22 protein-coding genes are annotated in these 21,231 nt (G+C 57.9%); 8 read left to right on the forward strand and 14 right to left on the reverse strand.

What is annotated here, in order from left to right:
* Positions 1 to 157: 157 nt before the first annotated feature.
* Complete coding sequence (locus RP6297_RS02745; protein ID WP_009238960.1) at positions 158 to 973, reverse strand: hypothetical protein; 816 nt, start codon at positions 971 to 973, stop codon at positions 158 to 160.
* 378 nt (positions 974 to 1,351) lie between these two features.
* On the opposite strand from RP6297_RS02745, the gene RP6297_RS02750 reads away from it, so the two are divergent.
* The 3 genes from RP6297_RS02750 (at position 1,352) to RP6297_RS02760 (ending at position 5,732) form a co-directional block, all read left to right on the forward strand.
* Complete coding sequence (locus RP6297_RS02750; RefSeq protein WP_223293257.1) at positions 1,352 to 2,476, forward strand: uracil-DNA glycosylase; 1,125 nt, start codon at positions 1,352 to 1,354, stop codon at positions 2,474 to 2,476.
* Between the two features lie 69 nt (positions 2,477 to 2,545).
* Positions 2,546 to 3,568 carry a DUF4917 family protein gene (locus RP6297_RS02755; protein WP_009238958.1) on the forward strand — a complete coding sequence of 341 codons (1,023 nt, stop codon included), beginning with the start codon at positions 2,546 to 2,548 and terminating at the stop codon, positions 3,566 to 3,568.
* A gap of 271 nt (positions 3,569 to 3,839) precedes the next feature.
* Positions 3,840 to 5,732, forward strand: a complete 1,893-nt coding sequence (locus tag RP6297_RS02760) for a hypothetical protein (RefSeq protein ID WP_223293258.1) — start codon at positions 3,840 to 3,842, stop codon at positions 5,730 to 5,732.
* 428 nt (positions 5,733 to 6,160) lie between these two features.
* On the opposite strand, the gene RP6297_RS02765 is transcribed toward RP6297_RS02760, so the two are convergent.
* The 9 genes from RP6297_RS02765 to RP6297_RS02805 all read right to left on the reverse strand — a co-directional run bounded on the left by RP6297_RS02765 (position 6,161) and on the right by RP6297_RS02805 (position 13,700).
* Complete coding sequence (locus RP6297_RS02765) at positions 6,161 to 6,637, reverse strand: hypothetical protein (protein ID WP_115341700.1); 477 nt, start codon at positions 6,635 to 6,637, stop codon at positions 6,161 to 6,163.
* A gap of 285 nt (positions 6,638 to 6,922) precedes the next feature.
* Entirely contained in the window at positions 6,923 to 7,267 is a 345-nt protein-coding gene (locus RP6297_RS02770) for a hypothetical protein (protein ID WP_009238951.1), read from the reverse strand.
* A 171-nt stretch (positions 7,268 to 7,438) separates the two neighbouring features.
* Positions 7,439 to 7,759 carry a hypothetical protein gene (locus RP6297_RS02775; protein ID WP_009238950.1) on the reverse strand — a complete coding sequence of 107 codons (321 nt, stop codon included), beginning with the start codon at positions 7,757 to 7,759 and terminating at the stop codon, positions 7,439 to 7,441.
* A 44-nt stretch (positions 7,760 to 7,803) separates the two neighbouring features.
* Complete coding sequence (locus RP6297_RS02780; protein WP_009238949.1) at positions 7,804 to 8,712, reverse strand: TniQ family protein; 909 nt, start codon at positions 8,710 to 8,712, stop codon at positions 7,804 to 7,806.
* Complete coding sequence (locus RP6297_RS02785) at positions 8,696 to 9,703, reverse strand: TniQ family protein (protein WP_317624089.1); 1,008 nt, start codon at positions 9,701 to 9,703, stop codon at positions 8,696 to 8,698. Before RP6297_RS02785 ends, RP6297_RS02780 begins: the two co-directional genes overlap by 17 nt.
* The gene (locus tag RP6297_RS02790) at positions 9,685 to 10,539 is read right to left on the reverse strand and encodes a TniB family NTP-binding protein (protein ID WP_009238947.1); all 855 of its coding nucleotides are present in this window, start codon (positions 10,537 to 10,539) and stop codon (positions 9,685 to 9,687) included. The genes RP6297_RS02785 and RP6297_RS02790 overlap by 19 nt, the downstream gene beginning before the upstream one ends.
* Positions 10,536 to 12,506, reverse strand: coding sequence for a DDE-type integrase/transposase/recombinase (locus RP6297_RS02795; RefSeq protein WP_009238946.1), 1,971 nt, complete (start codon positions 12,504 to 12,506; stop codon positions 10,536 to 10,538). The genes RP6297_RS02790 and RP6297_RS02795 overlap by 4 nt, the downstream gene beginning before the upstream one ends.
* On the reverse strand, positions 12,487 to 13,122 hold the full coding sequence (locus tag RP6297_RS02800) for a TnsA endonuclease N-terminal domain-containing protein (RefSeq protein WP_009238945.1): 636 nt from the start codon (positions 13,120 to 13,122) through the stop codon (positions 12,487 to 12,489). Before RP6297_RS02800 ends, RP6297_RS02795 begins: the two co-directional genes overlap by 20 nt.
* A 161-nt stretch (positions 13,123 to 13,283) precedes the next feature.
* Positions 13,284 to 13,700, reverse strand: coding sequence for a helix-turn-helix domain-containing protein (locus RP6297_RS02805; protein WP_080725211.1), 417 nt, complete (start codon positions 13,698 to 13,700; stop codon positions 13,284 to 13,286).
* A gap of 907 nt (positions 13,701 to 14,607) precedes the next feature.
* On the opposite strand from RP6297_RS02805, the gene RP6297_RS22805 reads away from it, so the two are divergent.
* The 4 genes from RP6297_RS22805 to RP6297_RS02825 all read left to right on the forward strand — a co-directional run bounded on the left by RP6297_RS22805 (position 14,608) and on the right by RP6297_RS02825 (position 16,688).
* Complete coding sequence (locus RP6297_RS22805) at positions 14,608 to 14,889, forward strand: helix-turn-helix domain-containing protein (RefSeq protein ID WP_108912254.1); 282 nt, start codon at positions 14,608 to 14,610, stop codon at positions 14,887 to 14,889.
* 222 nt (positions 14,890 to 15,111) lie between these two features.
* Positions 15,112 to 15,249 carry a hypothetical protein gene (locus RP6297_RS02815; protein WP_009238943.1) on the forward strand — a complete coding sequence of 46 codons (138 nt, stop codon included), beginning with the start codon at positions 15,112 to 15,114 and terminating at the stop codon, positions 15,247 to 15,249.
* A 131-nt stretch (positions 15,250 to 15,380) separates the two neighbouring features.
* Positions 15,381 to 15,710: a hypothetical protein gene (locus RP6297_RS02820; RefSeq protein ID WP_009238942.1), complete on the forward strand. Its 330-nt coding sequence runs from the start codon at positions 15,381 to 15,383 to the stop codon at positions 15,708 to 15,710.
* A 117-nt stretch (positions 15,711 to 15,827) separates the two neighbouring features.
* Entirely contained in the window at positions 15,828 to 16,688 is an 861-nt protein-coding gene (locus RP6297_RS02825) for a transglutaminase-like domain-containing protein (protein WP_009238941.1), read from the forward strand.
* A 15-nt stretch (positions 16,689 to 16,703) separates the two neighbouring features.
* Here the strand turns inward: RP6297_RS02825 and RP6297_RS02830 are convergent, their stop codons facing one another.
* Positions 16,704 to 16,964, reverse strand: coding sequence for a hypothetical protein (locus RP6297_RS02830; protein WP_009238940.1), 261 nt, complete (start codon positions 16,962 to 16,964; stop codon positions 16,704 to 16,706).
* 475 nt (positions 16,965 to 17,439) lie between these two features.
* On the opposite strand from RP6297_RS02830, the gene RP6297_RS02835 reads away from it, so the two are divergent.
* A complete protein-coding gene (locus tag RP6297_RS02835) occupies positions 17,440 to 18,729 on the forward strand; it encodes an NRAMP family divalent metal transporter (RefSeq protein WP_009238939.1) in 1,290 nt (429 codons plus the stop codon).
* Positions 18,730 to 19,710: 981 nt separating this feature from the next.
* Here RP6297_RS02835 and RP6297_RS02845 read toward each other — a convergent pair.
* The 3 genes from RP6297_RS02845 to RP6297_RS02855 form a co-directional block, all read right to left on the reverse strand.
* Entirely contained in the window at positions 19,711 to 20,598 is an 888-nt protein-coding gene (locus RP6297_RS02845; protein WP_009238937.1) for a slipin family protein, read from the reverse strand.
* A gap of 90 nt (positions 20,599 to 20,688) precedes the next feature.
* Complete coding sequence (locus RP6297_RS02850; protein ID WP_009238936.1) at positions 20,689 to 20,946, reverse strand: hypothetical protein; 258 nt, start codon at positions 20,944 to 20,946, stop codon at positions 20,689 to 20,691.
* 73 nt (positions 20,947 to 21,019) lie between these two features.
* Entirely contained in the window at positions 21,020 to 21,178 is a 159-nt protein-coding gene (locus tag RP6297_RS02855; RefSeq protein ID WP_037028723.1) for a DUF3309 family protein, read from the reverse strand.
* Positions 21,179 to 21,231: the final 53 nt, after the last annotated feature.

The raw sequence follows: 21,231 nt of genomic DNA on the forward strand, positions 1-21,231 counted from the left end.
CTGTTGATGGAAACTAGGAACATCGCGTCCAGGAGTGCTTGATTAAGTGTGATAAGCGTCACATTTGCGCCGGCGGCAAATATGGCGGTAAGCGGCGGTTTTTCTCGCAGAAGCGCTGGCTCTCACTAAACGAAGCCGCCCACAGCGGATGGTTCTGTTAGGGCGAGTGAGGTTTGACGGCGGTAGCCGGTGTTCCCTGTGCTCCAACTTCGGCTTGCTCCGTGGGTCGATAGGGCACTAGTTCCCGCTTCTCAAGCGGCCAAACTGCGGCACCTTTCCCATCATGAATGAGCGCCCGATCCTTGGTCGCATACAGCAGTATGCCGGAGACCAGCACCTTTCCGGATTCCACGAGTTCGAAACACTGCGGCTGTTTCTGCGGCTTGCACCCCTTCGCTATCAGGGCTGCGTCCTGAGCAAAGTCTCGTCTGGCGATTGCCTCTCCGATGATTTCTGGTAGCACCAATGGGATGCCCAGCAGCAGAACTGGAAAAAAGAACAGCGGAGGCATTCCCAGTGTCGTAATGACCGTGAACATGAGGTCCCGATGCCATTGAGTGAGTTTCCTCTTGCGGCCGTTTGTTGTCCGAGCACCACGTTCTTTCAAACGCTCGAATATCACAATAACTAGCGCAGTAATCAGCCCAAATAGCATAGTTGCGCCAACGGCTGCCCATTTTTTGCCGATCGCATCCAAACTCAGTAGGATGGAATGCATGACGGTGACAGTGCCCACGTATATGTAGTCTGGCTTATCCAGTGGAAAAAGCTTCCAATCTGTGCCGTAAAGCCCAAAATAAATATCTAAGCGGACTACACCAATAAAGTAGGCTAAGACAGATAACATCAAGATAAGAAGCGAAATCCCAGTCGGGGTGAGCCATATCGCCGGCGTCTGATTTTTGGACTCGTTGGTCTGGGGCTTAGGTTCACTTCCGTTGTCGTGCCTGCCTTCAGAAATCTTATTAGTCATTGGTGGATATTTTGGGTGTGAAACTATGCAATATCGTCACCCGTGGCGATATCTGAAGTCTCGCACTAGGATAAGCGTGCCACTGGCGGGTGGTAGGTAATCTAGCTAGGTAGCAGATTCCTGGTGGGAGTCGTTAAAATGGGCGGTCGGCGGGAAGACATCTGGCAGTTGCGCATGGATCGCAATAATCACCGTGCATGCGGCAAACGGGCCGCGCTAGCCGTGAAAGCGGGCCCTGCGGGTGCCGAAACTTCGTTGGCTTAGGACGATTGCTGCAGTTCATTTGCACGGCCACGAACAAGCGGCCGGGGGAACTCGTTTGTCATTCAGTCCACGCTTACTTTGATTGCTCCCAGCAGCAGCTTCGCTCATTGATCAATGATGTCCAGCAACGATAAGGAAGCCAAGTTTCTTGACTTGGTTCATCGCGTGACGGCGTGTCAGAAGTGCCCTCGGATGGCCGGGAGCGCACGGGTTCTCGGGCCTGGCTGCGGCCCTCTTGATGCGCCGCTCATGTTTGTTGGTGAAGCGCCAGGACGATTGGGCGCCGATGGCTCGCATTTGCCCTTTCACGGAGACAAGTCTGGGCACAACTTTGAGAAACTCATCGAACAGGTGGGGATCAGCCGCTACGAGGTATTCGTAACCAACGCGGTGTTGTGCAACCCAAAGGACGAACGCGGCAACAATGCGACGCCTACATCGACCGAAATTGCAAACTGTGCGCCGTTTCTGCGAGAAACCGTCGAGATACTAGATCCTTCGATCGTGGTCACGCTCGGCGCTGTGGCGCTGAAGGCATGCGGCGAGCTCGAGGCACACTCGTTTTCTCTCAGGGATCAAGTGAGAACCAACAATCCCTGGATGCACCGGTCACTGATACCGGTGTATCACCCAGGACAGCGGGCAATGGTGCACCGTAGCTTCGCCAACCAACTCAGCGACTATCAGTTCGTCGCAGAAACTCTGCGCAGACTCAAGAAGCCACGCAAGAGGCCTGTCAGCACGAAGCCTCGGCCTGACGCCATAAAACTCGGGCAGGTTGCTCAACGAGTCTTGCAGGGCAGTCCGGCCGGACTTAGCTACTTCGCACTTCACAAGCTTTGCTTCTTAGCAGAGCTTGCCGCGCTCGAAGCGACTGGGGAGCGTTTGACGAATGCATATGTCGTCAGACAGAAGGACGGTCCATATTTCGTAGATCTGCATTTGGCGAAGTTGCCGCAGCTAATTCCCGGCGTCCAGATTCGATCTGCTGGCAGCAAGGCATTGCTTTCCTTTCCCATCCAGTCTGATTTTCTTGTCGACGAGCCCGCCGAGACGTTATCCGCCTCAGATGAGGCTGCCATCAGGACGGTTCTCACGAAGTATGGCCGCATGCGTGATGATGAACTCAAACGGGTGGTCTACCTGAGCAAGTACATGAGAGCTCTGCTCAGGAAGGAGCGGACCAGCGGGGCCAATCTTTATAACGCGGCAGTGCTGCCGTTTTCGACAAAGGAATGAACATTCAAACCGCAAGCGGGACAGGTCTGCTACTGCCGCTGGAACAATCCGAGAGAACTAGGTGGTGATATGCCTCTGCATACTTTCGAACAGGCCATCGAAGACGCGCAGCGTTACGGCAAGCAGCATCTCCTTCTTGGCAACGGTTTCAGCATCGCTTGTCGTCCAAAGATCTTCACCTACGGTCGGCTCTACGAGCAAGCTGACTTTTCGAGTATCTCGACAACGGCAAAGCTGGCCTTCGACGCGCTAGCCACACAGGATTTTGAGCGCGTTATCAAAGCTCTTCGCGACGCTGCACGGCTTCTTGAGTCGTATGGCGGCTCTCTGGATCTTGTTGCCCAGCTTCGAGGGGATGCCGACGGTCTACGAGAGCTTCTAGTTCAGACTATTGCTGCGAGTCATCCAGCGTGGCCTGGAGAGATCGAAGAGGAGGAGTACGAGGCATGTCGTCGATTTCTTTCAAACTTCGACACCGTCTATACCTTTAACTATGACCTTCTCCTTTATTGGACACAGATGCATACGGCGGAAGGAGAACCGCCGGACTCCGACGATGGATTTCGCGCGTCGGCAGATGACTTCGATGCCTCATACGTCGTGTGGGAGCCCGGTCAAAGCCACGAGCAGAACATGTGGTTTTTGCATGGAGCACTTCATGTCTTCGATTCCGGAATAGAGATTCAGAAGTACACGTGGAGCAAGACAGGTGTCCGCCTCATTGATCAGATCAGAGATGCGCTGTCCAAGAACCTCTTTCCAATTTTCGTCTCCGAAGGTACCAGTGCCGAGAAGTACGAAAGAATTCGACACAACGACTATCTCGCCAAAGCGTATCGGAGCTTTGGATCGATCGGGGGTGCGCTCTTCATATATGGACACTCGCTCGCGGAGAACGACGATCACTACCTGAAGTGCATACGGAAGGGGAAGGTGAGTCACCTCTATGTTGGCCTGTACGGTGCCCCTGATTCCGACGCGAACAAATTCATTGCGCGGCGCGCCGCTCAGCTATCCGATGGGCGAAGAGCGAAAAATCCGTTGGTGGTCACCTATTTTGATGCTGCATCAGCAAAGGTCTGGGGCCGGTGACACAACTAGCTTTCCTCCGGTTGCCGTCGAGCGCCATAACAACAATGTTCGCGTTCAGTTGCGCTTCGAGCCGCTGAGAGCCGCCAGCTTGACATCGCCAGAATTTCTTCGTAACGTCTGCGGCATGGGCTAGTTGCCGCCCGTCAGCGTGTGCGCTCCCTCCTCAGGGAATACGGCAAAGGCAGATTCCGCAGCACCTCGAAACCGAGTTTCCGTCCTGGAGCCCGGCAATGCACACCGTCGATAGTGGCTCCGCTGACTGGAGACTTATATGTCCTCCCGTATTGCCATGCCATTGGAGGCGCAAGCCTCTGCGTTGGTGTCGTTCCTGGCTGAAGCGAAACACTCGCTTCCACTTGAGACCGCCCTTGAGATTTGCAACTCAATGCGCGTCGCCAAAGAGCCGCCTGCGCGCTTTCTGAAAGCTGCACTTGCCGGACGAAATATCGAGGTCAAGCATACATCCTGTCTGAAAGCCGTTGCGCTAATGGACGGTTTTGATGGGCATGTCTCCCGACCGAAACCTACATGGGTGGTTGCGCAGTACGCATTCGATGCGCCCGCGATTACTCCCAAGGTAAAACGACATCGCAAGAGCACCGACGCGACAGCCGACCTTTGCAATCGGCTTACTGAAAACCTCGCTGACGCCAAGGAGTCCCCATATGCGCAGGTCGTCCGCAATGCCAATTACCTTGAGTTCATCTTTGTCGGAGAGCCGCAGCCTGGGACCCGCTATATCTTGGCCTGCAAGAACCCAGATGGGTCCGCCGCAACAGTAGGAGAAGACGATACCCTGAGCGCCGTGGAACGCGTCCGGCGTGTTGTTGAGGGGCAGTTCAACGGATGGCTCGACGGCGCGGTAAAGATTCCATTCGAAAAGGCGGGCGTCCTTCGTCTTCTTAAAGACGGTGAGGCCATAGTCGACGGTCCGGAATCAGAGATTCTCGCCGCATGTGAACGTGATGAAGACTTTCCGCTTGACGCTGAATCGCTGCTAGGTCTTCCCGCTAACACCCGGCGCTATCAAATAGCTCACGTCGTTGCCGGCGACGGCAAGATTGTGCCCGCCGACGACATGCTTGTTGAACGTATGTGGCGTCGGCTGGAGGCGTTCTATCGCTTCAATGAGGAAGATTTTTCATGGTTCTTGTCCCGCCGACGGGAGGAGGAGGATGAGGGGCGATTCGACAGCGATGGCATTGATACGGACCGATTGATTGCAGTACTTGCGGACCGCAATATTCCCGTCGAGAAAGCTGCGGCGATGGCTGATGTGAGCCTTGAGCAGTGGGAAACGATGATTGCCACAGAAGAAATCTCTCGCGTGGCCCTGCTCAAGTTGTCGGAACGATTGCAACTTGCCTCCGCGAACGAGCTATATGTCGACGCACGCAACCCAGTCTGGATGCCAGTGACAGGCGGTGAGGAAATCGCTCTTTGGATGCGAAATTTCGACCATCTGCATTTGTCCGTGTCTGGCATTGCGGAAGGCGCGCCGCTTGCGCAGCGTGTCCTCGCAAAATTGACGCGGTTGCATCGCCGATCGACCGACCATGTGGCATTGCAGGCTGTTCTATCAGAAGCCGAAGCAGTTGGGCTTCGTCTGTGCGCGACTATCGGAAAGCGTTTCGTCTCAGATCTACCTGTTTCTCGCGAACGACTGGCCATGGTCGGGCACTTGTCGCTCTGGGACCGGAAAGAAATCGACAGCCTTGGACCGCCGAAGACGGCTGATGACGAGGATGAGAGCCAACCGTGGAGCGCGATTGACGACGAATATCTTACAAGGTTCAACTCGGTGAATCTGACAGTCGGTGACTTGATTGCTCTCCAAGAGGAAATCACACGAGCTCGTCGCGACGGCCAAGAGCCTGGCTGGGAAACCTCCGCATTTGCTGCAGCCCGCGTTTTTAGAGGAAAGGCAGACGCGGCTCACCGCGCGCATACAGCCATGACCCGCATGATGGCGATGAGCCGTCTGATAGAGAGCGGCGCAATCGGGGCATGGATCGAGAACTCGAACGAGCCCGGCGTTGGCCTTGTGCCGAAAAACGTTCTTCATGCGACGGCACGCTGCCCACTGATTCGGGTTGGCAACGACCCCGGATTTGAAGTCGCGATCTTCCGTAACCTTGCCCTTGAGCTGGCGGTCCGAACTTAGCGCCAGTGAGATCAGTTGCCGGCGAGACCGATGCTTACGTTGGCATAGGGAAGTGACGCCGAGTTCCTTTCTTACTTTTTCTTTAGCGAAAAAGGGTAGTTTTGCTGTACAGCAAAACTACCCTTTTTTTGCGAAAGTGAGGCGCACTGCTCCTGGTCGTTTTTCCAGGACGTCGGTAGGGCACGCGTGGTGTACGGCAGGCGCGCCTCTGCACCGCCACGCAAGATGGCGTCTTCGGTTTTGTTCGTTGGCCAGCTACGCGAGCGACCTTGCCGGCTTGCTCCTCCTTCTCGGGCGCCGCTTCCTCTTCAACACCAGCATGGGATCGCGGTAGCGGTGCGACGAGAGTGAGGTAGAGGTTGGATGGGCCAGAAAGGCGAAAGGCCCGCTGGGGCTACCTGCGGGCTCTGTTGATGCTGCCGAAAAGCCTAGATTGCCTGAAGTGGATGAGCCTCTAGCAATTCATAGACTTTCAGCCGAAGAAGCTGCAAGACTTGCTGTCGGAAACGATGCCCCTCGGGAACGCCAGGCGGCACAACTGAATGAAGAACTGAGGGATCACCACGCCAGCCGCAGTTTCCCTGACCGTCATGGATTATCCGAACAAGAACATCGCCTTGTGAGCGCCCTCGCTCATCAAGCACCCGGAAATCAAGCACACCACATAGGAACTGGCCTGAATCATCGGCAGCGAATGCGTGCCTGAATTCACCGCGTACCTTCATATGGCTGATGTCAGCATCAATGGCGAACTCCTTGCCGTCTACGGGAGATACGTTCACACCTGCGATGTCTTGCAGCCCACTGAAATCGCCGCTCTTCAGCAGACAACTCAGGATGACTCGCGCGTACTCATCCAACCTTGCGGCGCCGTTGGCGAAGTGTTCTGCATAGGCTACTTCCATTACACCCCCTCGTTATGTAGGAGGGATAGGATGCCAAATGCAGTTCCTAACGAAAAGGCCCCCAACACGTGGGGGGCCTTACCGTCGGGGCCGATCGGCGTGGCCTTGGAACGCGTGAGAGGCTGAATCGCCGAGCTAGTGAAAGCCAGATTCGCCGGGACCGCTATGAGGAATCTCTGGATGCAAGCCTTTCTGCGCACGGTACCGACTTTTGAGCTGGCGGCGGATGCGTGACAAGCTGCAAACGTGAACCGCTCGTCGAGCACTCAGGACGCCTGCTTCGTTTTACCAGCCAAGCATCTCGCGCGCCCGTTTCATTACCCAATCTTGCTCTGCCTCAGAGAAGTCCCACTCGCCTCGCTGTACCTTCAGCGCGAACCCCTTGCGCGCACGCGTCAGGCAGAGCTCCTGCGTCAATGCTGGATTCTCAGAAACCTTGCGCGTGCAGTACGCAACGAACTGTTGCGCCAAGTCCTCGCAGCCTTCGTACCGCTCCAACAATTCCTCTTCGGTAAGCCCGGTGATGTATTTGCCGTTGAAGAGGCGCACGCCGAGCTTTGGCTGTGCACCAGGCACCGAGGCTGGAGATACATCACGCGGAAAATCGACAGGTATCGCTCGGTTTGACATTACGCTTCCCTCCAGGTCTTAAATTGGGTCCTTGAGTGGAGCTCGCAACGGGGCATCACGCGGCCTCGGGTAAGCAGAAAGGGCCCGCTCTGACTTGGCGCCGGAAGATCCCTGCGCCAAGCAACGCATGATCACTACGAGAAAAGAGAACGGTTTGCACGCTCTGGCTCCTCATTCGTGGCGGCGTTCAAAGTCTTCGTCTTTGCCGACGTTCGGCATATTCATTAGCGTCCGTGCAGGTTCCCCAACTCCTCGAGAGGCTTTCGGCGACTCAATACGGAGCCACTCCCCGAGCAACTCCCTCACACAGTGCTGACACAGGTCGAGGCAGACCAGATTGCCGTCTCCGAAGATCGAATCGAAGTCGCAGGAATGGTCAAACGACAGCCGCTCTTGCCACTCGCCGGGTTCATCAGCGGTCAGCCGGCGCTGACATCGGTCACAGGTGCATGCAGCCAATTCCTTGACGGTGACGGGGCGATATTCGCGCATGGCAATCCTTGGTGCTGTAAGTGGTGGATTCCGCCGGCTTCGCATTAAATCCCACGCGAAGCTTGGCGCTTGATGAACGCTTCGTAGCTCGCTTCGGCCCGACTGGATCGCTTCTTCTTAAGCCAGCGCTTGCGGTGACGGATCAAATCCTCCAGTGAGCGCTTGGTTCCATGCTGGAGGCAGTACGTGTCGATCAGTTCCTTCATGACGAGCTTGTCGCGCTCTTTCTCCGGTCGAAATTCGCTGCGGGCCAGGCAATCCTTCACCAAGTTGGGGTTCTCTATGAGCCATTGCATGAATCCCAATGAGAGCGGCGTCCGAATCGCGCCCAGGCGGAATACACCACTTCGCACCGCTGAGACGATGGCATGTTGCGTGGAGAGCTTTGCCGGAGAGACCCACACCTTCCTTGCGATATCCTCGTTCGACGTGACCAGCGATTGCTTGCACTTTGCGCATGAGACGATGCTGGGCGCGTCCTCGCCCACGGCATTGATGCACGGTTTCGCCGCTTGGATTGCGGCTCCGCACGTTGGGCAACATTCCGCCATCCTGCAGTGATGTTTTGGACAAATGGTCCATGCCTTGAACCGCCATTGAATTCGAAGGTATGGAACCGGGTCTTCCGCTAGACAACATGGGCAGAAGCGATACGTAGGTGTATTGCCGGTGAAGTTCAGCAGCCGCTTCAGCTGCGGCATCTCACGCACCAATCGAAATATGTCGGCCAGCGCCTTGAGTCGTTTGAGCGACACAGACGTTCCAATGCCGATATGGCACACATGATCGTGCGGCGTGGCCAGATCGGGATCTTTGGTCGGTTTCAGCCCCAGGTACCCAGTTAGCGTTCTATAGGTAACTCCATGGAGTTGGCAGGTCCGGTGTATCCAGGACGCCGCAGACTCATCTGGAAATGGATATGGCGCATGTACTAGGCTAAGTGGTCGGCTCATCAGTATCTCCAAACAACGACATTTGTCGGTCAACGGCGATCAAGCGATGAAGCGGTTTAGACGGAGTGAGCTTGTACAAGCGAGATATGAGAGACGAGAGACATCGAAGATCATCTTGCGTTGTGCACTCTTCATACAGCGCGCGCAGTGCCGGCATTGGCAGGCGGATCGGCTCCCGTGACGGACGCCGAGCAATAAGCGGGACGAGCCGATCAAACGCTCGACACACAACAGCAGCAGCCTCGTCGGTGGAGAGGCTACGGTTGGCACATTTCGGATGGTCGTGCGGTTGTTGCGCATCGACGATGCCGAAAATCCACAGCACGCGAAGGAACGTGTCGATGGAAAGATTTCCGAGCCCAATCGGAAGGCAACTGGCCGGTCGCGCCGCCAACGGGCACGGGGTAGGGGCCAGTAGATCCGCAATATGGCTGCTTACTGCAAGCTCACGCGCGTCCGCGATGACGGTCACCTGGTCCCGTGTGGTCAAAGACAAGCCGCACTCACAAATATCGAGAGCGGGACGACGCCAGCATAGTGGCCTGCCACACTGGCATCGATCGCGGAGCCGAAGACCATGCTTCGGACAGGCGGTTCCAAGGCCAATCGACCATGTCGCAAGGGCGCGGTGGTTCTCTCCGATGCACGCGGGGCAAATCTGAGGGTGGGCTTGCCTCAGGTGGTAGGGCCGCAGGAAGTGGTGATCGAGAAAATCAGCCGCCAGCGCCTCGTGTTGGAAACTTCGGACGACAAACGCTCTTTGCAGCCGCGCTGGCGTGCATCCGAACATGAGCGCGACTGATCCGCAAGCAGTGGCAGGAAGATAGCAGTGCCCCGGCGATGCTAGGTGCTGAGCCAGTTCGGAGAATGTCAGACCGTTCGCGATCGCCATGCGCAAAGCAAATCCCACGCCGTCCTCGTCTAGCGAGATCTCGTCCTGCCGTGGGAACGGCATGACTTCTGTGCGCAGCATCAGGCAAACGGATTGCATTTGCTCGAGCCAGTGCCGACCAGCCTCCGGAACGCCAGTCGGAGATGCTCTTTCTCGACCTTAGTCACGTTTGCATCAACCGCGATCATCGCAGCCTCCATGATGAGTCCCTTCAAGGTCCGCATCACACCCTCTGTGGCATTGAATACCGGCTTTGCGTAGGTGTTCAGCTCGGACAGGTCTACATCGGTCGTCCCCTTCACAAAGCCGTTAAGGACCCCTAACCATTCCTTATCCTTTAGCGAAGGCAAGTAGAAGATGGACGATATCCGCGTCGTCAACTGCGGATCTGCTTTCTCGATATTGCGCAGTTGATCTGTGCCAGAAAGCATTACTGGTCGGGAGGTCGTGGTCATAAGCCTCTTGGTCCAGTCATTGATCGAAACGCGAACTTCGTCCTTGCGAGAGAGAAAGACATGCTGGTATTCGTCGATGGCGATCAGTTGAATGTCGTGTTGCTCGATTGCCGCGACGAGAACATTGAAGAGTGTTGCGTTTGTCTTTTTGCCGGCTCGTGGGGGGATGGCATATTTGAAAGAAGCTAGGAGCTCCTCCTGAATCTGCGCTACTGTCGGCGCTTCCTTTAGGGACGCGACCAATACGCTTTCCGGACGAAGAAACGACCAGTTGCAGACATTGCGTTGGACGGATTCGATCAGGCACGACTTTCCGGCGCCAGACGGCGCGATGACGCAGGCGCCGACCGGATGCTGTAGGTTGTTCCCCAATTGGATGACGCGTCCGACTCCTTCCAATGCCTCCTTGAATGCGGTGTGGTTTATGCGGATCTGGCTGATGCGAGAACCGACCTGTAATGCCTTAGGGCTGTAGCTCATGACGCATCTCCCGTGAAGACTTCGAAGGTCGGAATCTCGACGTTGCGGGCTTGGACATCGTCCATATCTGTCACCATTGGGAGGGTTGGGCTATTGAGGAAGCTTTGCTCGGACGGTGATGTCCTTACGGAGCTGAGGCCTTGTAGCAGGCCCAATTCGCGAGCGCCACGCTTGATGCGCTGCCCACCGCGTATGGCTTGTGCCCAGTGGTCTTGCAAGGTGAGTCGTGCGTTCCTGAGCACAGTCGATGCATTTGCCAACGTTAGCTTTTCGGCCGCGGCTCTTCGAATCAGACGATGTTGCGTAAGAGTCAAACCTTCCGCGTATTCCTTGTCCCGAGCTCCAACAGTTACCCACAAGCCGGTGCGAGGATGCTGTACATACACGCTGCCAAGGTTGTACGGGTTGTACTTAACGGCGGCCTTGAACTTAGCGCCCACTTCGCGACGCATTGTCCCTAGGTCGTCACTTGCGTATTGAAGCCACTGATTTACAAAACCACCATGGTCGACTGTCACAGTGGTGCTCAGACCCGCAAGGACATCAAGGGAGCTCGTGTCGTCCATGAACGTGGGAGCGGGACAGCTGCTCAGGCCCTCCTGAAAAAGATCGATTGGCCGTGCCATCTTTCGGTCGTTAATCTCGAACGGGTGCACGTCGACAACCCATTGCAGGACACCGAAGCACAAGTCGCTGAACGTGATGCAAGCGGTTTGGTACGGATCGATGGGATCGGGCCCGGTTCCCGGTTTCTTGGGCCTGCCCATCGCAGGAAGTTGCCGAGTGAGTTCGCCAAGGTGGCGTTCCACAACAGGTTTGAACCACGGCATACGGACGGGGCAATACTCGATGTCGATGCACAAATCGCTTGCGACGTGGCGGAGATGCGGGGAGTGGAAGGACAGGGAGTTGTCGAGCACGAGCGTTTCCCACAACCCCATGGCATGCCACGGATTGGATAAGCCCTGACCTGCAGTGATGACATTTTTCGGTTGAACAGCGACCTTGATGCTCTGCACGACGCGGCCTACGGTTTCGCCCTCGAATGAGATGAAAAAACCTAGGATATAGCCGCTATAACCACAGACGAGCAAGGTGATCACCGGGCGACCAAGTGGAATGCCGAACCGATCGTCGATCACGACCAAATCCAGGATCGTATGATCCATCTCGACCCGTTCTACCGGCCGAGTTGCGTACACCCCAGGTTTTGCGAAACGCCATTTGGCGCGAGCTTCAGCCACCCCTAGGCGAGCTCTGTCTCGATCAAATGGAGTGGTCTCCCGAGCGATCCGCTGAACGGTTGAAAGGCTAACTGACATCGGTGCTTCCGACGATGCTTGGTCGGTTGCCGCTTCTTTCAGCTTGCGGAGCACCTTGTCATGCGCTTCGCGCAACGTGCAGCCGTCCCGCACGAAGTAAAAGCGGGCCAGGGTTTTCCTAACGATCTCCATGATCGCGCGCGATGTTCTGCGAGACGTATGTCGATTCGTATGGCGAGATACCAAAATGGCGGGATTGCCTCCACTCTGCACGTACTCGCGCATCCATCGCATGACCGTTGGTGTGCCCGGGGGATCTTCATCTTTAAGCTGTTGCGCCACGGATGAAATGGCGGCGGAGATTCGCGTGCGCTGACCTTTGGTGATGCCGCGCTTACGCATTTGCTTAACGTAGTCGTAGGCGCGCTCAAATTTCTTCTTGTGTTTAGGGGGAAGCGTTGCGGTACACACGACCATCTGAGTCGGGGCGCGCTTTTCTCCGGATGGGACCGATCCGCTATCCCTTACGACAGTCAGTTTCTGAGATGTGATGTCGCTGGCGAGCTTTCCGATGCGTTCCCGGCGGATGCGTCCGGTAGATAGGTTCTCCAGTTGAACGTACTGGTCGTCCAGGACACGTTGGACCTGCCATTGAGCGTCGCCGCTCTGCACAACTAGATCCGTATCAAGCGTGTAGATCGACATCGATGCCTCCGACCGGGTAGACCAACTGATCCTCATCGAAGTCGAACGCCTCGTTGATCCGAAGGCGTCTACGCCCGACTAAATGCAGAACCGTCTCAACGGAGGTGGATGCCTCACACGCTACATCGCGGATTTTGATGCCATTGGGATAATGGTAGGCGACAGCGATGATTCGCTCCGTTACCGCTTTGGAAATATGGCTACGTGCGTGCCGAAGTAGAACTGAGGCGCGCTCGTGGCGTTTGCCGTGGTGAATTTGTTTTTCCGTGGCTACGACGAACTGGAAGCCCTTCTCTCGCAGACGTTGCTCGGCACATGCCAATCGCGGCTTGTTCCGATCGTTGCGCGCTCGCTTGTCAGGCTTAACCTCGACCACGACTTTCTTGTCGGGTCCGACCAAGAGGAAGTCGGGGAAATATGTGCCCAGTTCTCCGAGATCAAGCGAAAAAGGTTGGTGAGCGATCGAAGAAATCTCGAGGTCCAGAAGCGCAAGGCGCACAAAATCGCGTTCAAGCAGACTCTCGTATTCGATGGGGGTGGACTGGAACCACGGACAGGCGATAAGCCCCACTCGTCGGTGCGGCGAACGGGTGACGACCTTTCTGGCAGAAGGCATGAGGTCTCTCCAAGCAAAGGGATTCCCTCTTCCCCGAGGGGAAGGCTCGAAGAGGACTTGACAGGTGGGATAGTGCGTTCGATACTGACTGCGCCAACAGAGGTATCGAAAGGTATCTCCACGCCGCCTAGTCCTCCGGGGTTAGGTGGCGTTTTTATTTTCTACATGGGTGTCTCCTCTACGCGTTTCAGCGTATGGCCTGTGCAAGTGGCCCCCCGATCGCTGCGTCGGAATACTTCCAGCATTGCGGACAACGCTCTGGCGTCCGCTGGAGACAGGGTTGGGAGCAACTCGGAAAACTGAGCGCACAGGTGGTACGCCGCAGCCGGCGCACCGCGCTGAGGCAGGCTGAAATGGCGCGATACCTCGAAAGCTTCACGCAGGCTCGCTTCGTCAGCGCCACCTAGATCTAAGACACGGACGATTCGTTCGACGAGCTCCGCTTCCTTGGGTAGCTTGGAGCCGCATTCGAGCGCCGAGATGTAGGACTGACGATAGCCCAACCGCGCCGCGAACTCTCCCTGTGCCAGTTCGAACCTCGCACGCAGCATCCTTAAAACTATCGAAAATGGGCTCATTGGATAGTCGATAAATTCTTTGGTGCTAAGAGTAAGAAATCGTCTCGACGCTTTCAAGAATTTTATCTCTATTTAAGAGGGTTAAATCCATCAAAAAATATAAAGGGCGTAAATGGGGCGATTACGGTGGATGGCTGCCGGCATTGCAATCGTGGTCGCAGCCAATCCCATGCAAAACGAGATGGATTAGGGCCAGGAGCATGATTGGGCAGCCGCTGGGAGTGGGTGTTGTTCATGTGGAATGAAAACCCGTTTTTCCGGCACTAGTTCACATCAAAGGTGCGTCATGTGGCCGGCAGCCCAAGGTGGTAGCGCGCTTCTCTTCATCCATCGCTCGAGCGCTGCATTAACGTGCTGTTGTGCTACAGGGCATCTTTCGAACATGGCGTGGCGAGCCGCTTCCATGGCGGCGTTTAGCGGGCCGCCATCCATTAGGCGCGTGACGAGCTGATCGGGCCGGCCTTCTTCGTTAAACCATTGGTGGGCGTTGCTGACAACGACGCAGCTGCCGGTGGTTTGGGATAGTGCGAACCGGGGTGTGTCTACCATTTCGGTTTTTTTTGGTGCAACTGCTGTTTTCACCCTGAATCTGCATGACTTTTTAACGAAAACAAGTGATCTTTCTGGTCAGGAAGAAGACCTCTCATGGGCGCCGCTTCGGACGAGAGCGCGGCTTCGGTTGCTCCGCCAGCTATAAAATTACCTTGGTCGCGACGCGCTTTAATAGGCATAGATTCGCCGCTTATCGTCATTTGTCAGGCATGGGGGGCAGATGGTTCAATCACCTGTCGCTATTTAATGGGAAAAACAGTGTTGTCCCTCGCAGTAGAGGCGCAAAAAGGGCGCTTACGGTAGACGGGCTTATTCGTGTGGAATGATGGTGAGAACCGATCTGACACCAGACGAGATGGAGGCGGAACTGGGTGAAAGGCTCAGGACGCTTCGCTTGTTCAGGAATCTCGAGCAGAAGACGCTGGCTGAACTGGCCGGCGTAAGCGTTCGGGCATTGCGGGACCTCGAGAGCGGCCGCGGCTCGAGGGTCAAAACCCTAGTCTGCGTGCTCTGTGCTTTGGGACTGCAGGATTGGCTCAACACCATTGCGCCACCTGACACGATTAGTCCGTCGGCACGCACTCGTGAGAAGTCCCGGCAGCGTGCCTCGCATTCGCGTCTCCGTCGTGCTACTTGAGCCGGCTGCAGCGGCGTCTGCACCAGGGCATTTGGCGCGATCAGTACCCAGGTGGGACGGACAAATGCGCCCGGTAGGATTGCGCAGCGCTCCTCACGCGTCGGGCTCGCACGCGGTGGGATGCCCCCCCGTTGCCGCCAGGAAAGATATTCCCCCTGGCCAGGGTTGAAGCGCGTATGCTCGGCGCGGCCACTTGGCGAGCAACGTAACCGGAGTATCACGATGGCCAAGTCTCAATTGCGCGGCAACCGCGAAGTCAAGAAGCCGAAACAGCCGAAGAAGGTGGCAGTGCCTGCAGCACCGTTTGGCTCGGTGCAATCGCGGGTCACGAACGAGGGCGCTGAAAAGAAGAAGAAATGAACGGTACGTGCACGGGCTGCGTCCCGCGGGGTGTTTACCGCTGACCCAACCGATTGGGATGGCACGATGACTGTCGGGTGCGCGAAGCGTGACAGCGTTCCCCCCCGACCCCCGATAGTTCGATGGCGCACATGGAAAGAGCGTACAGTGGGACTTCCCCCTTTACGGAGTTCGCTGTGGATGCCCGTCCGACTTGCCGCTACAAGGGGTTTGAAGTCTACCCCTTCATCTACCTGTTCGACCCGCCTCGTGAATGGCATGGGCGGCGCTCGGACCGGTCCTACAACGCTTCGGTGCTGATCTGTCAGGCTGGCGAGGAGCCCAGCATGGAGGACTCCCGCATCTTCCGGCTGGAGGCCACGCCCTGGGACAGCGTCGGCGTGGCCAAACGTGTCGCCGTCAAGATGGCCGAAGGCATCATCGATGGCTTCGTGCCTGGCCAGACACTGATGGCGCAATAGCCGCACGAAGGCGGTTGCCTGCGGGTGGATGGCCACCATGCCAGACGCGAGCGTACCGCCCAGTCGTCATCGGTGGCCGTGGCCGCCGGTAAGACGATGCACGCAGCAGGAGGCCGTATGGTGCGCATGCGTTATTCGGTCGGCTTGCGCTACGAGGTGCACGACTCGACCGCCGATTTCATCTTCAACTTCCACGCGGCGCAGACTGCGCGCCAAGTCGTCGTCGCCGAATCATTGCAGTTGAACCCGGCGCTGATGGCAGAGCCGCACACCGAACCCGGGTTGCTGAACCGGCGCTTGCGCGTGCGTGCCCCCCGCGGGCACTTCTCGGTCACCTACACCGCCACAGTCGACGTCGACCATGTGCTCACACCGGCGGAGCAGTTGTTCGAAGTCCCCATCGCAAAGCTCCCGCTCGATGTCGTCACGTTCCTGGCCCCCAGCCGGTATTGCGAATCGGATCGGCTCATGGAATTCGCACTGCGCGAGTTTGGCGGCTACGAGCGCGGGTACCGGCTCGTCATCACGATTCGCGACTGGGTCTGCCGCTATGTGCGGTGTGTCCCTCAATCTACGAACGAGCGCACGTCGGCCGTCGACACGCTCGTTGAACGCAAGGGCGTGTGCCGCGACTATGCACACCTCATGATCGCCTTGTGCCGCGCGCTGAGCATTCCCGCGCGCTTTTGCAGCAGCCTCGACTACGGTGCAGACCCCGGCATGGGGCCGGCAGACTTCCACGCGTTCGTGGAGGTATTCGTGGGGCAGCATTGGTACCTCGTCGATCCATCCAATGCCGCGGTGCCCATGGGGCTCTTGCGGATCGGGACGGGGCGCGACGCAGCCGATATTCCCATCGCCATGGTCTTCGGCAACGTGGCGCCCTCAAGACCGCTGGTGCAGATCGAGGCCGTGGCGAGCATTGCGCCTGGGTTCAGCATGCCGGTGGACACCGCGCAAGGCATCAGCACCTGGTGACGGCGTGGCACGGGCTCACCACTCGTCCGTGGACGGCCCCTCTTCTTCCACGCCGAGGATGACGTCGATCGCCGCCCGTCCTGCCAGCTCGCCCACGAGATGCGCCCAGCGCCGCGAGAAAGGACCACCGTGGACCTTGATGCGCTTACCGATGGCCGCGACGCCCGCGGGCTGCGTCGGCCCCTGGATGGAAAACCACAAGTCGAACATGTCCTTTGATCGGCCCACGAGTTCCATGTGGATCTGGTAACCACGGTAGTCGGTCGTACGTGTCATTGAAGACGTCCTTGATGTGTCGTGGTCGTCTTCCAAGGGTAGGGGCCATGCTCGATGGACGCAATGCGTTTCATGGGAAGCCCCAGCATCTTTTTGCCGTTGACTGCCCCCCCGAACCGGCAGCCGCAACCGCAACCTTGTGCAGGCTACAGTCTTCACGGTTCAGGCGTGGCGCTTGACGGTTCGGCAATGGAATGCGGGCCCCGAACTGCGGCATTTCAATATCAAAGACTGCAGCGAGACCCCAAGAGAGTGGGAATAGACACGCGCTACAGGCGCCGTATCGCAGACAATGTCGGAAGCAGGACCACAGCCGGCGATGCTGCGCACCTAGAGGCTTCGCATCCCACCGCTTGTTTTGGGCATGCCCATACGCTAATACACGAGCAAGACGCGAGCCGCCCTACCACGATCCGACACTAGAACATCGCGACGATCAACTCCAGCCCAGCGCTGGTAGACGAGGAAGCCAAACATGGACTGCAGCGGAGAGGCCCGGCCCAATCTGTATCGCGTTCTGCGCGCGCGCTTGAATGCGCATCCGTTGTCGCATGTCGGGCCCGGGCTGATCACGGGCGTCGCCGACGACGACCCGAGCGGGATCGCGACCTATTCGCAGGCTGGGGCGCAGTTTGGCCTGGAGATGCTGTGGACCATGCCACTTACGTTTCCGTTGATGGCGGCCATGCAGTCCATGTGCGCAAACATGGGACGCGTCACGGGCAAGGGACTTGCGGCCAACATCAAGGACGTCTTCCCGCCGATTGTGTTGCGTACCGTCGTGTTGCTGTTGCTGATCGCAAATACGTTGAATATTGCCGCTGACGTTGCGGCGATGGGCGAGGTCGCGGAACTCGTTTCCGGCATCGACCGGCATGGCATGACGGCGTTGGTGGTGTTCGGCACCCTGGCACTGCAGATATTCGTTCCTTACCACCGATACGTTTTCTTTCTGAAGTGGCTGACGGCGTCTCTGCTGGCGTATGCCGCAGTCTTGTTTACCGTGCACGTGCCGTGGAGCCGCGTGGCGCTGCACACGGTGTGGCCCAGTGTGAGACTCGATGCCAGTGCCGCATCGACGGTGGTTGCCGTGTTTGGTACCACCATCAGCCCCTACCTGTTCTTTTGGCAGGCTTCCGAAGAGGTTGAAGACATGCGGGCGCGCCCGTCGTTGAAAGCCGATGGAGCCAAGGCCCGCACCGAGCTCCGGCGCATTCGCTGGGACACCTGGAGCGGCATGTTGTACTCCAATGTGACCGCCTATTTCATCATTCTCGCCACAGGCGTGACCTTGCACGTTTCTGGCGTGACCGACATCACGACCGCGGCGCAGGCGGCCAGTGCTTTGCGGCCGCTTGCTGGAGACTTTGCGTACGTGCTGTTCACCGTCGGGATCCTGGGGGTGGGGCTGATCGGCGTGCCAGTGCTGGCAGGCTCAGGCGCCTATGCCCTCTCCGAAGCGATGGGCTGGAAGGAAGGGCTGGAGCGCAAGGTGAGCGATGCCCGTGGGTTCTACAGCATCATCGCCTTTAGCGTACTCGCAGGGCTGGCAATCCAGTACTCGCCGATCCGTCCGATGAAGGCGCTTTTCTGGAGCGCGGTCATCAATGGTGTGGTGGCGGTCCCGCTGATGGCGGTCATCATCCTGCTCGTGTCGAAGCCCGCAGTGATGGGCCCCTATACCGCAAGCCGGCCATTGATCGTCCTGGGTTGGTCGGCCACGGCGATCATGGGGGTTGCGGCCATGGCGATGTTTCTACTGTAGGCATCGGCACGCAGGCAGAGTGCCTGCATGCCGATGTTGACGTCATGCAACGGGACGGCGGCGTAGCCCCCTCGGATGGCTCCACCCCCTCTCCCTCACCCAGCGAGTTCTGCGCATTGTTGCCCCAGGAGTATCCCTGCGCTGAATGCCAGGCCGGAGGAAACGAACCCCTCCGACACGGCAGCCGGTTCCCAGCCGGTGCCCCCTCCATCACTGGACGTGAAGCGATACTCTGAAAACCATCGCCGGTCACTACGTTGCAGTGTGCGGATTTCAAGCGTTCCGTTTGGGAGGTCAAGCGAATTGATCATAGATGTCCTTGGTACGGTGACCTCGGTATGTCGGGAAGTGCCGATTCACTGTTATTTGAGACTGCAGCGTAAGGTCGGCGCGAAACGTCGTCGGCCCGGTACCGTACAGAACTCGGTCCGCCGCTTGACCTCAGCGGTTGCCCACCTGGACAGGCGACGCCTGCGTCTGCCACCGTACCGACACACTTCACGCGAGCGAGGATGCTGTTTGTCGGGACGTCCGCGCGACACTCACGCTCACGTGCTGACGCAGGGATGCCCCGATGGGCTGTACGCCGCTTGTGGTCCGTACAGAAAGTTCAAGTCCTGGATTTGCGCTCTCCGCAACAGCACGCGGTGGCTTGCGATCGGGGCGGAGGTGTACAAAATGCGTAGCAATCGGATAGCACAACTGTGCGGCGCGATGCTGGTGATCGTGACGCTCGCGGGCGGGTGTGCCGGGATGTCCCGGCGAGGTACGGACACTGCAATCGGCGCCGGTGTCGGTGGTGTGGCAGGCGCTGTCCTGACAGGCGGTAGCGCGGTAGGGACAGTGGGCGGCGCAGTCGTCGGTGGCGTCGTAGGCAATCAGGTTGGGAAATGATTGCGGCCATGGCCGGCGAAGCGGCACGCCCGCACGAATGGGGAATGCCGCTTTCCAACCCGTTCTTGTGAATCGAAGGTGTATGGCTTAAGCGGCGGCCGCAGCCGCAGCCGTCTTGAGCGGCAGAACAGCGCTGGTCTGCTCCGTGCAGCCGGAAACGCCAAAGGCCACCGCAACGGGATTCATGCTGTCGACCATTGAAGTCGGCATCAGGATCGTCGCACCACGCTCTTTGGTGGTCTCGTAGATGATGTTCATGGCACGCAGTTGAAGCGCTTGCGGATGGCCTTCGTACATGCCCGCAGCCTCGACAAACTTGGCGGCGATGGCCGCTTCTGCAGAACCCAGGATGACGCGGGCCTGTTTCTCGCGTTCGGCCTGGGCCTGCCGGGACATGGCGTCCTGCAGCGCCACGGGGATGGCCACGTCGCGCACTTCGACCGACGATACGGTCACGCCCCATGCTGCAGTCTTTTCGCCGATCTCTGCGCGCAGCTGCTCGTCTGCCGCCTTCCGGTCCGATAGGAGTGCCGAGAGCATGGAGGCGCCGATCATTTCACGCAACGATGTCTGGGCGACGCGATCGATGGCCTGACGGTAGTCGGTAATGGCCAGCGCAGCCTTCTGCGCATCATGAACGTGCCAGAAGATGATCGCGTCGACATTGACCGGCACGGTGTCTTTCGTCAATGCCTGCTCGGCATTGAATCCGGTCGTTTGAATGCGCTCGTCAATCACAGCGGTGACGCTGTCGACGATCGGCAGGATCATGAACAACCCGGGACCTTTCACGCTTTGCAGCTTGCCTGCGCGCAGGATGACGAACTTCTGCCAGGCGTTTGCCATCTTGAGTGTCGATGCAACGAGGATTGCCGCAACCCAAAACACGGGCGCCAGCAGAACCGAGCCGAACATACCGGCGGCGGCCCCCACAGCCAAGAGAAGGACAACGATGAATGCGGTGATGGGATTCATATGGCGCCTCGCCAGCAAGTGGTACTGCAAACCATGAGGGACGGGGTCAGGGTTCTGGAGACGGTCGCTCGAACTGTCTGCGTGACGTCTTTACCCGAAGACGTGTGACCGGATGTCGTGTTCAAAATCGACTGTCCAGTCCGGGCCATGAGCACCGTCGTATTCCCGCATGGTCTTGCCCATCCGGACGATGACGCTACGGTCCAGCGCCTCGGAAGGGGCGCCACTCGAGAAGTGTTCCGTGGATGACACCTCAAAGCCGTCGGGCGCGAGGCCGTTTCGCAGGCACACCTCGCGAAACGCGTCGCGCTCCATGTCTGGGAACTGGAGAATGGTTTGATCGAGCATCACGTTGGCCTCTTTCTCGTAGTGCGCCGCCGCCTGTGCATGAGATGCCGTGGGGCGTAACGGATCGTCGGCTTTAGAGTCGCCCCATGAACAAGAGCACGAGAACGATGAGCAGAACCACGCCGAGCGCACCGCTTGGCGCGTAGCCCCACCCGTTGCTGTAGGACCACCTTGGGAATGCCCCAACCAGTAAAACGGCTAAGACAATGAGAAGTACGAGTCCGAGAGACATGATGTCCACCTTGTTTTGTAGATTCCCCCCAACTCCGTGTGCACGAGCCAGGC

The sequence above is a fragment of the Ralstonia pickettii genome (assembly GCF_016466415.2).
Lineage (GTDB): Bacteria > Pseudomonadota > Gammaproteobacteria > Burkholderiales > Burkholderiaceae > Ralstonia > Ralstonia pickettii.

Coding starts and splice junctions, on each gene's coding strand:
- RP6297_RS02745 (WP_009238960.1), bottom strand. CDS start 973: ATGACTAATAAGATTTCTGAAGGCAGGCACGACAACGGAAGTGAACCT.
- RP6297_RS02750 (WP_223293257.1), top strand. CDS start 1,352: ATGATGTCCAGCAACGATAAGGAAGCCAAGTTTCTTGACTTGGTTCAT.
- RP6297_RS02755 (WP_009238958.1), top strand. CDS start 2,546: ATGCCTCTGCATACTTTCGAACAGGCCATCGAAGACGCGCAGCGTTAC.
- RP6297_RS02760 (WP_223293258.1), top strand. CDS start 3,840: ATGTCCTCCCGTATTGCCATGCCATTGGAGGCGCAAGCCTCTGCGTTG.
- RP6297_RS02765 (WP_115341700.1), bottom strand. CDS start 6,637: ATGGAAGTAGCCTATGCAGAACACTTCGCCAACGGCGCCGCAAGGTTG.
- RP6297_RS02770 (WP_009238951.1), bottom strand. CDS start 7,267: ATGTCAAACCGAGCGATACCTGTCGATTTTCCGCGTGATGTATCTCCA.
- RP6297_RS02775 (WP_009238950.1), bottom strand. CDS start 7,759: ATGCGCGAATATCGCCCCGTCACCGTCAAGGAATTGGCTGCATGCACC.
- RP6297_RS02780 (WP_009238949.1), bottom strand. CDS start 8,712: ATGAGCCGACCACTTAGCCTAGTACATGCGCCATATCCATTTCCAGAT.
- RP6297_RS02785 (WP_317624089.1), bottom strand. CDS start 9,703: ATGCAATCCGTTTGCCTGATGCTGCGCACAGAAGTCATGCCGTTCCCA.
- RP6297_RS02790 (WP_009238947.1), bottom strand. CDS start 10,539: ATGAGCTACAGCCCTAAGGCATTACAGGTCGGTTCTCGCATCAGCCAG.
- RP6297_RS02795 (WP_009238946.1), bottom strand. CDS start 12,506: ATGTCGATCTACACGCTTGATACGGATCTAGTTGTGCAGAGCGGCGAC.
- RP6297_RS02800 (WP_009238945.1), bottom strand. CDS start 13,122: ATGCCTTCTGCCAGAAAGGTCGTCACCCGTTCGCCGCACCGACGAGTG.
- RP6297_RS02805 (WP_080725211.1), bottom strand. CDS start 13,700: ATGAGCCCATTTTCGATAGTTTTAAGGATGCTGCGTGCGAGGTTCGAA.
- RP6297_RS22805 (WP_108912254.1), top strand. CDS start 14,608: ATGGAGGCGGAACTGGGTGAAAGGCTCAGGACGCTTCGCTTGTTCAGG.
- RP6297_RS02815 (WP_009238943.1), top strand. CDS start 15,112: ATGGCCAAGTCTCAATTGCGCGGCAACCGCGAAGTCAAGAAGCCGAAA.
- RP6297_RS02820 (WP_009238942.1), top strand. CDS start 15,381: ATGGAAAGAGCGTACAGTGGGACTTCCCCCTTTACGGAGTTCGCTGTG.
- RP6297_RS02825 (WP_009238941.1), top strand. CDS start 15,828: ATGGTGCGCATGCGTTATTCGGTCGGCTTGCGCTACGAGGTGCACGAC.
- RP6297_RS02830 (WP_009238940.1), bottom strand. CDS start 16,964: ATGACACGTACGACCGACTACCGTGGTTACCAGATCCACATGGAACTC.
- RP6297_RS02835 (WP_009238939.1), top strand. CDS start 17,440: ATGGACTGCAGCGGAGAGGCCCGGCCCAATCTGTATCGCGTTCTGCGC.
- RP6297_RS02845 (WP_009238937.1), bottom strand. CDS start 20,598: ATGAATCCCATCACCGCATTCATCGTTGTCCTTCTCTTGGCTGTGGGG.
- RP6297_RS02850 (WP_009238936.1), bottom strand. CDS start 20,946: ATGCTCGATCAAACCATTCTCCAGTTCCCAGACATGGAGCGCGACGCG.
- RP6297_RS02855 (WP_037028723.1), bottom strand. CDS start 21,178: ATGTCTCTCGGACTCGTACTTCTCATTGTCTTAGCCGTTTTACTGGTT.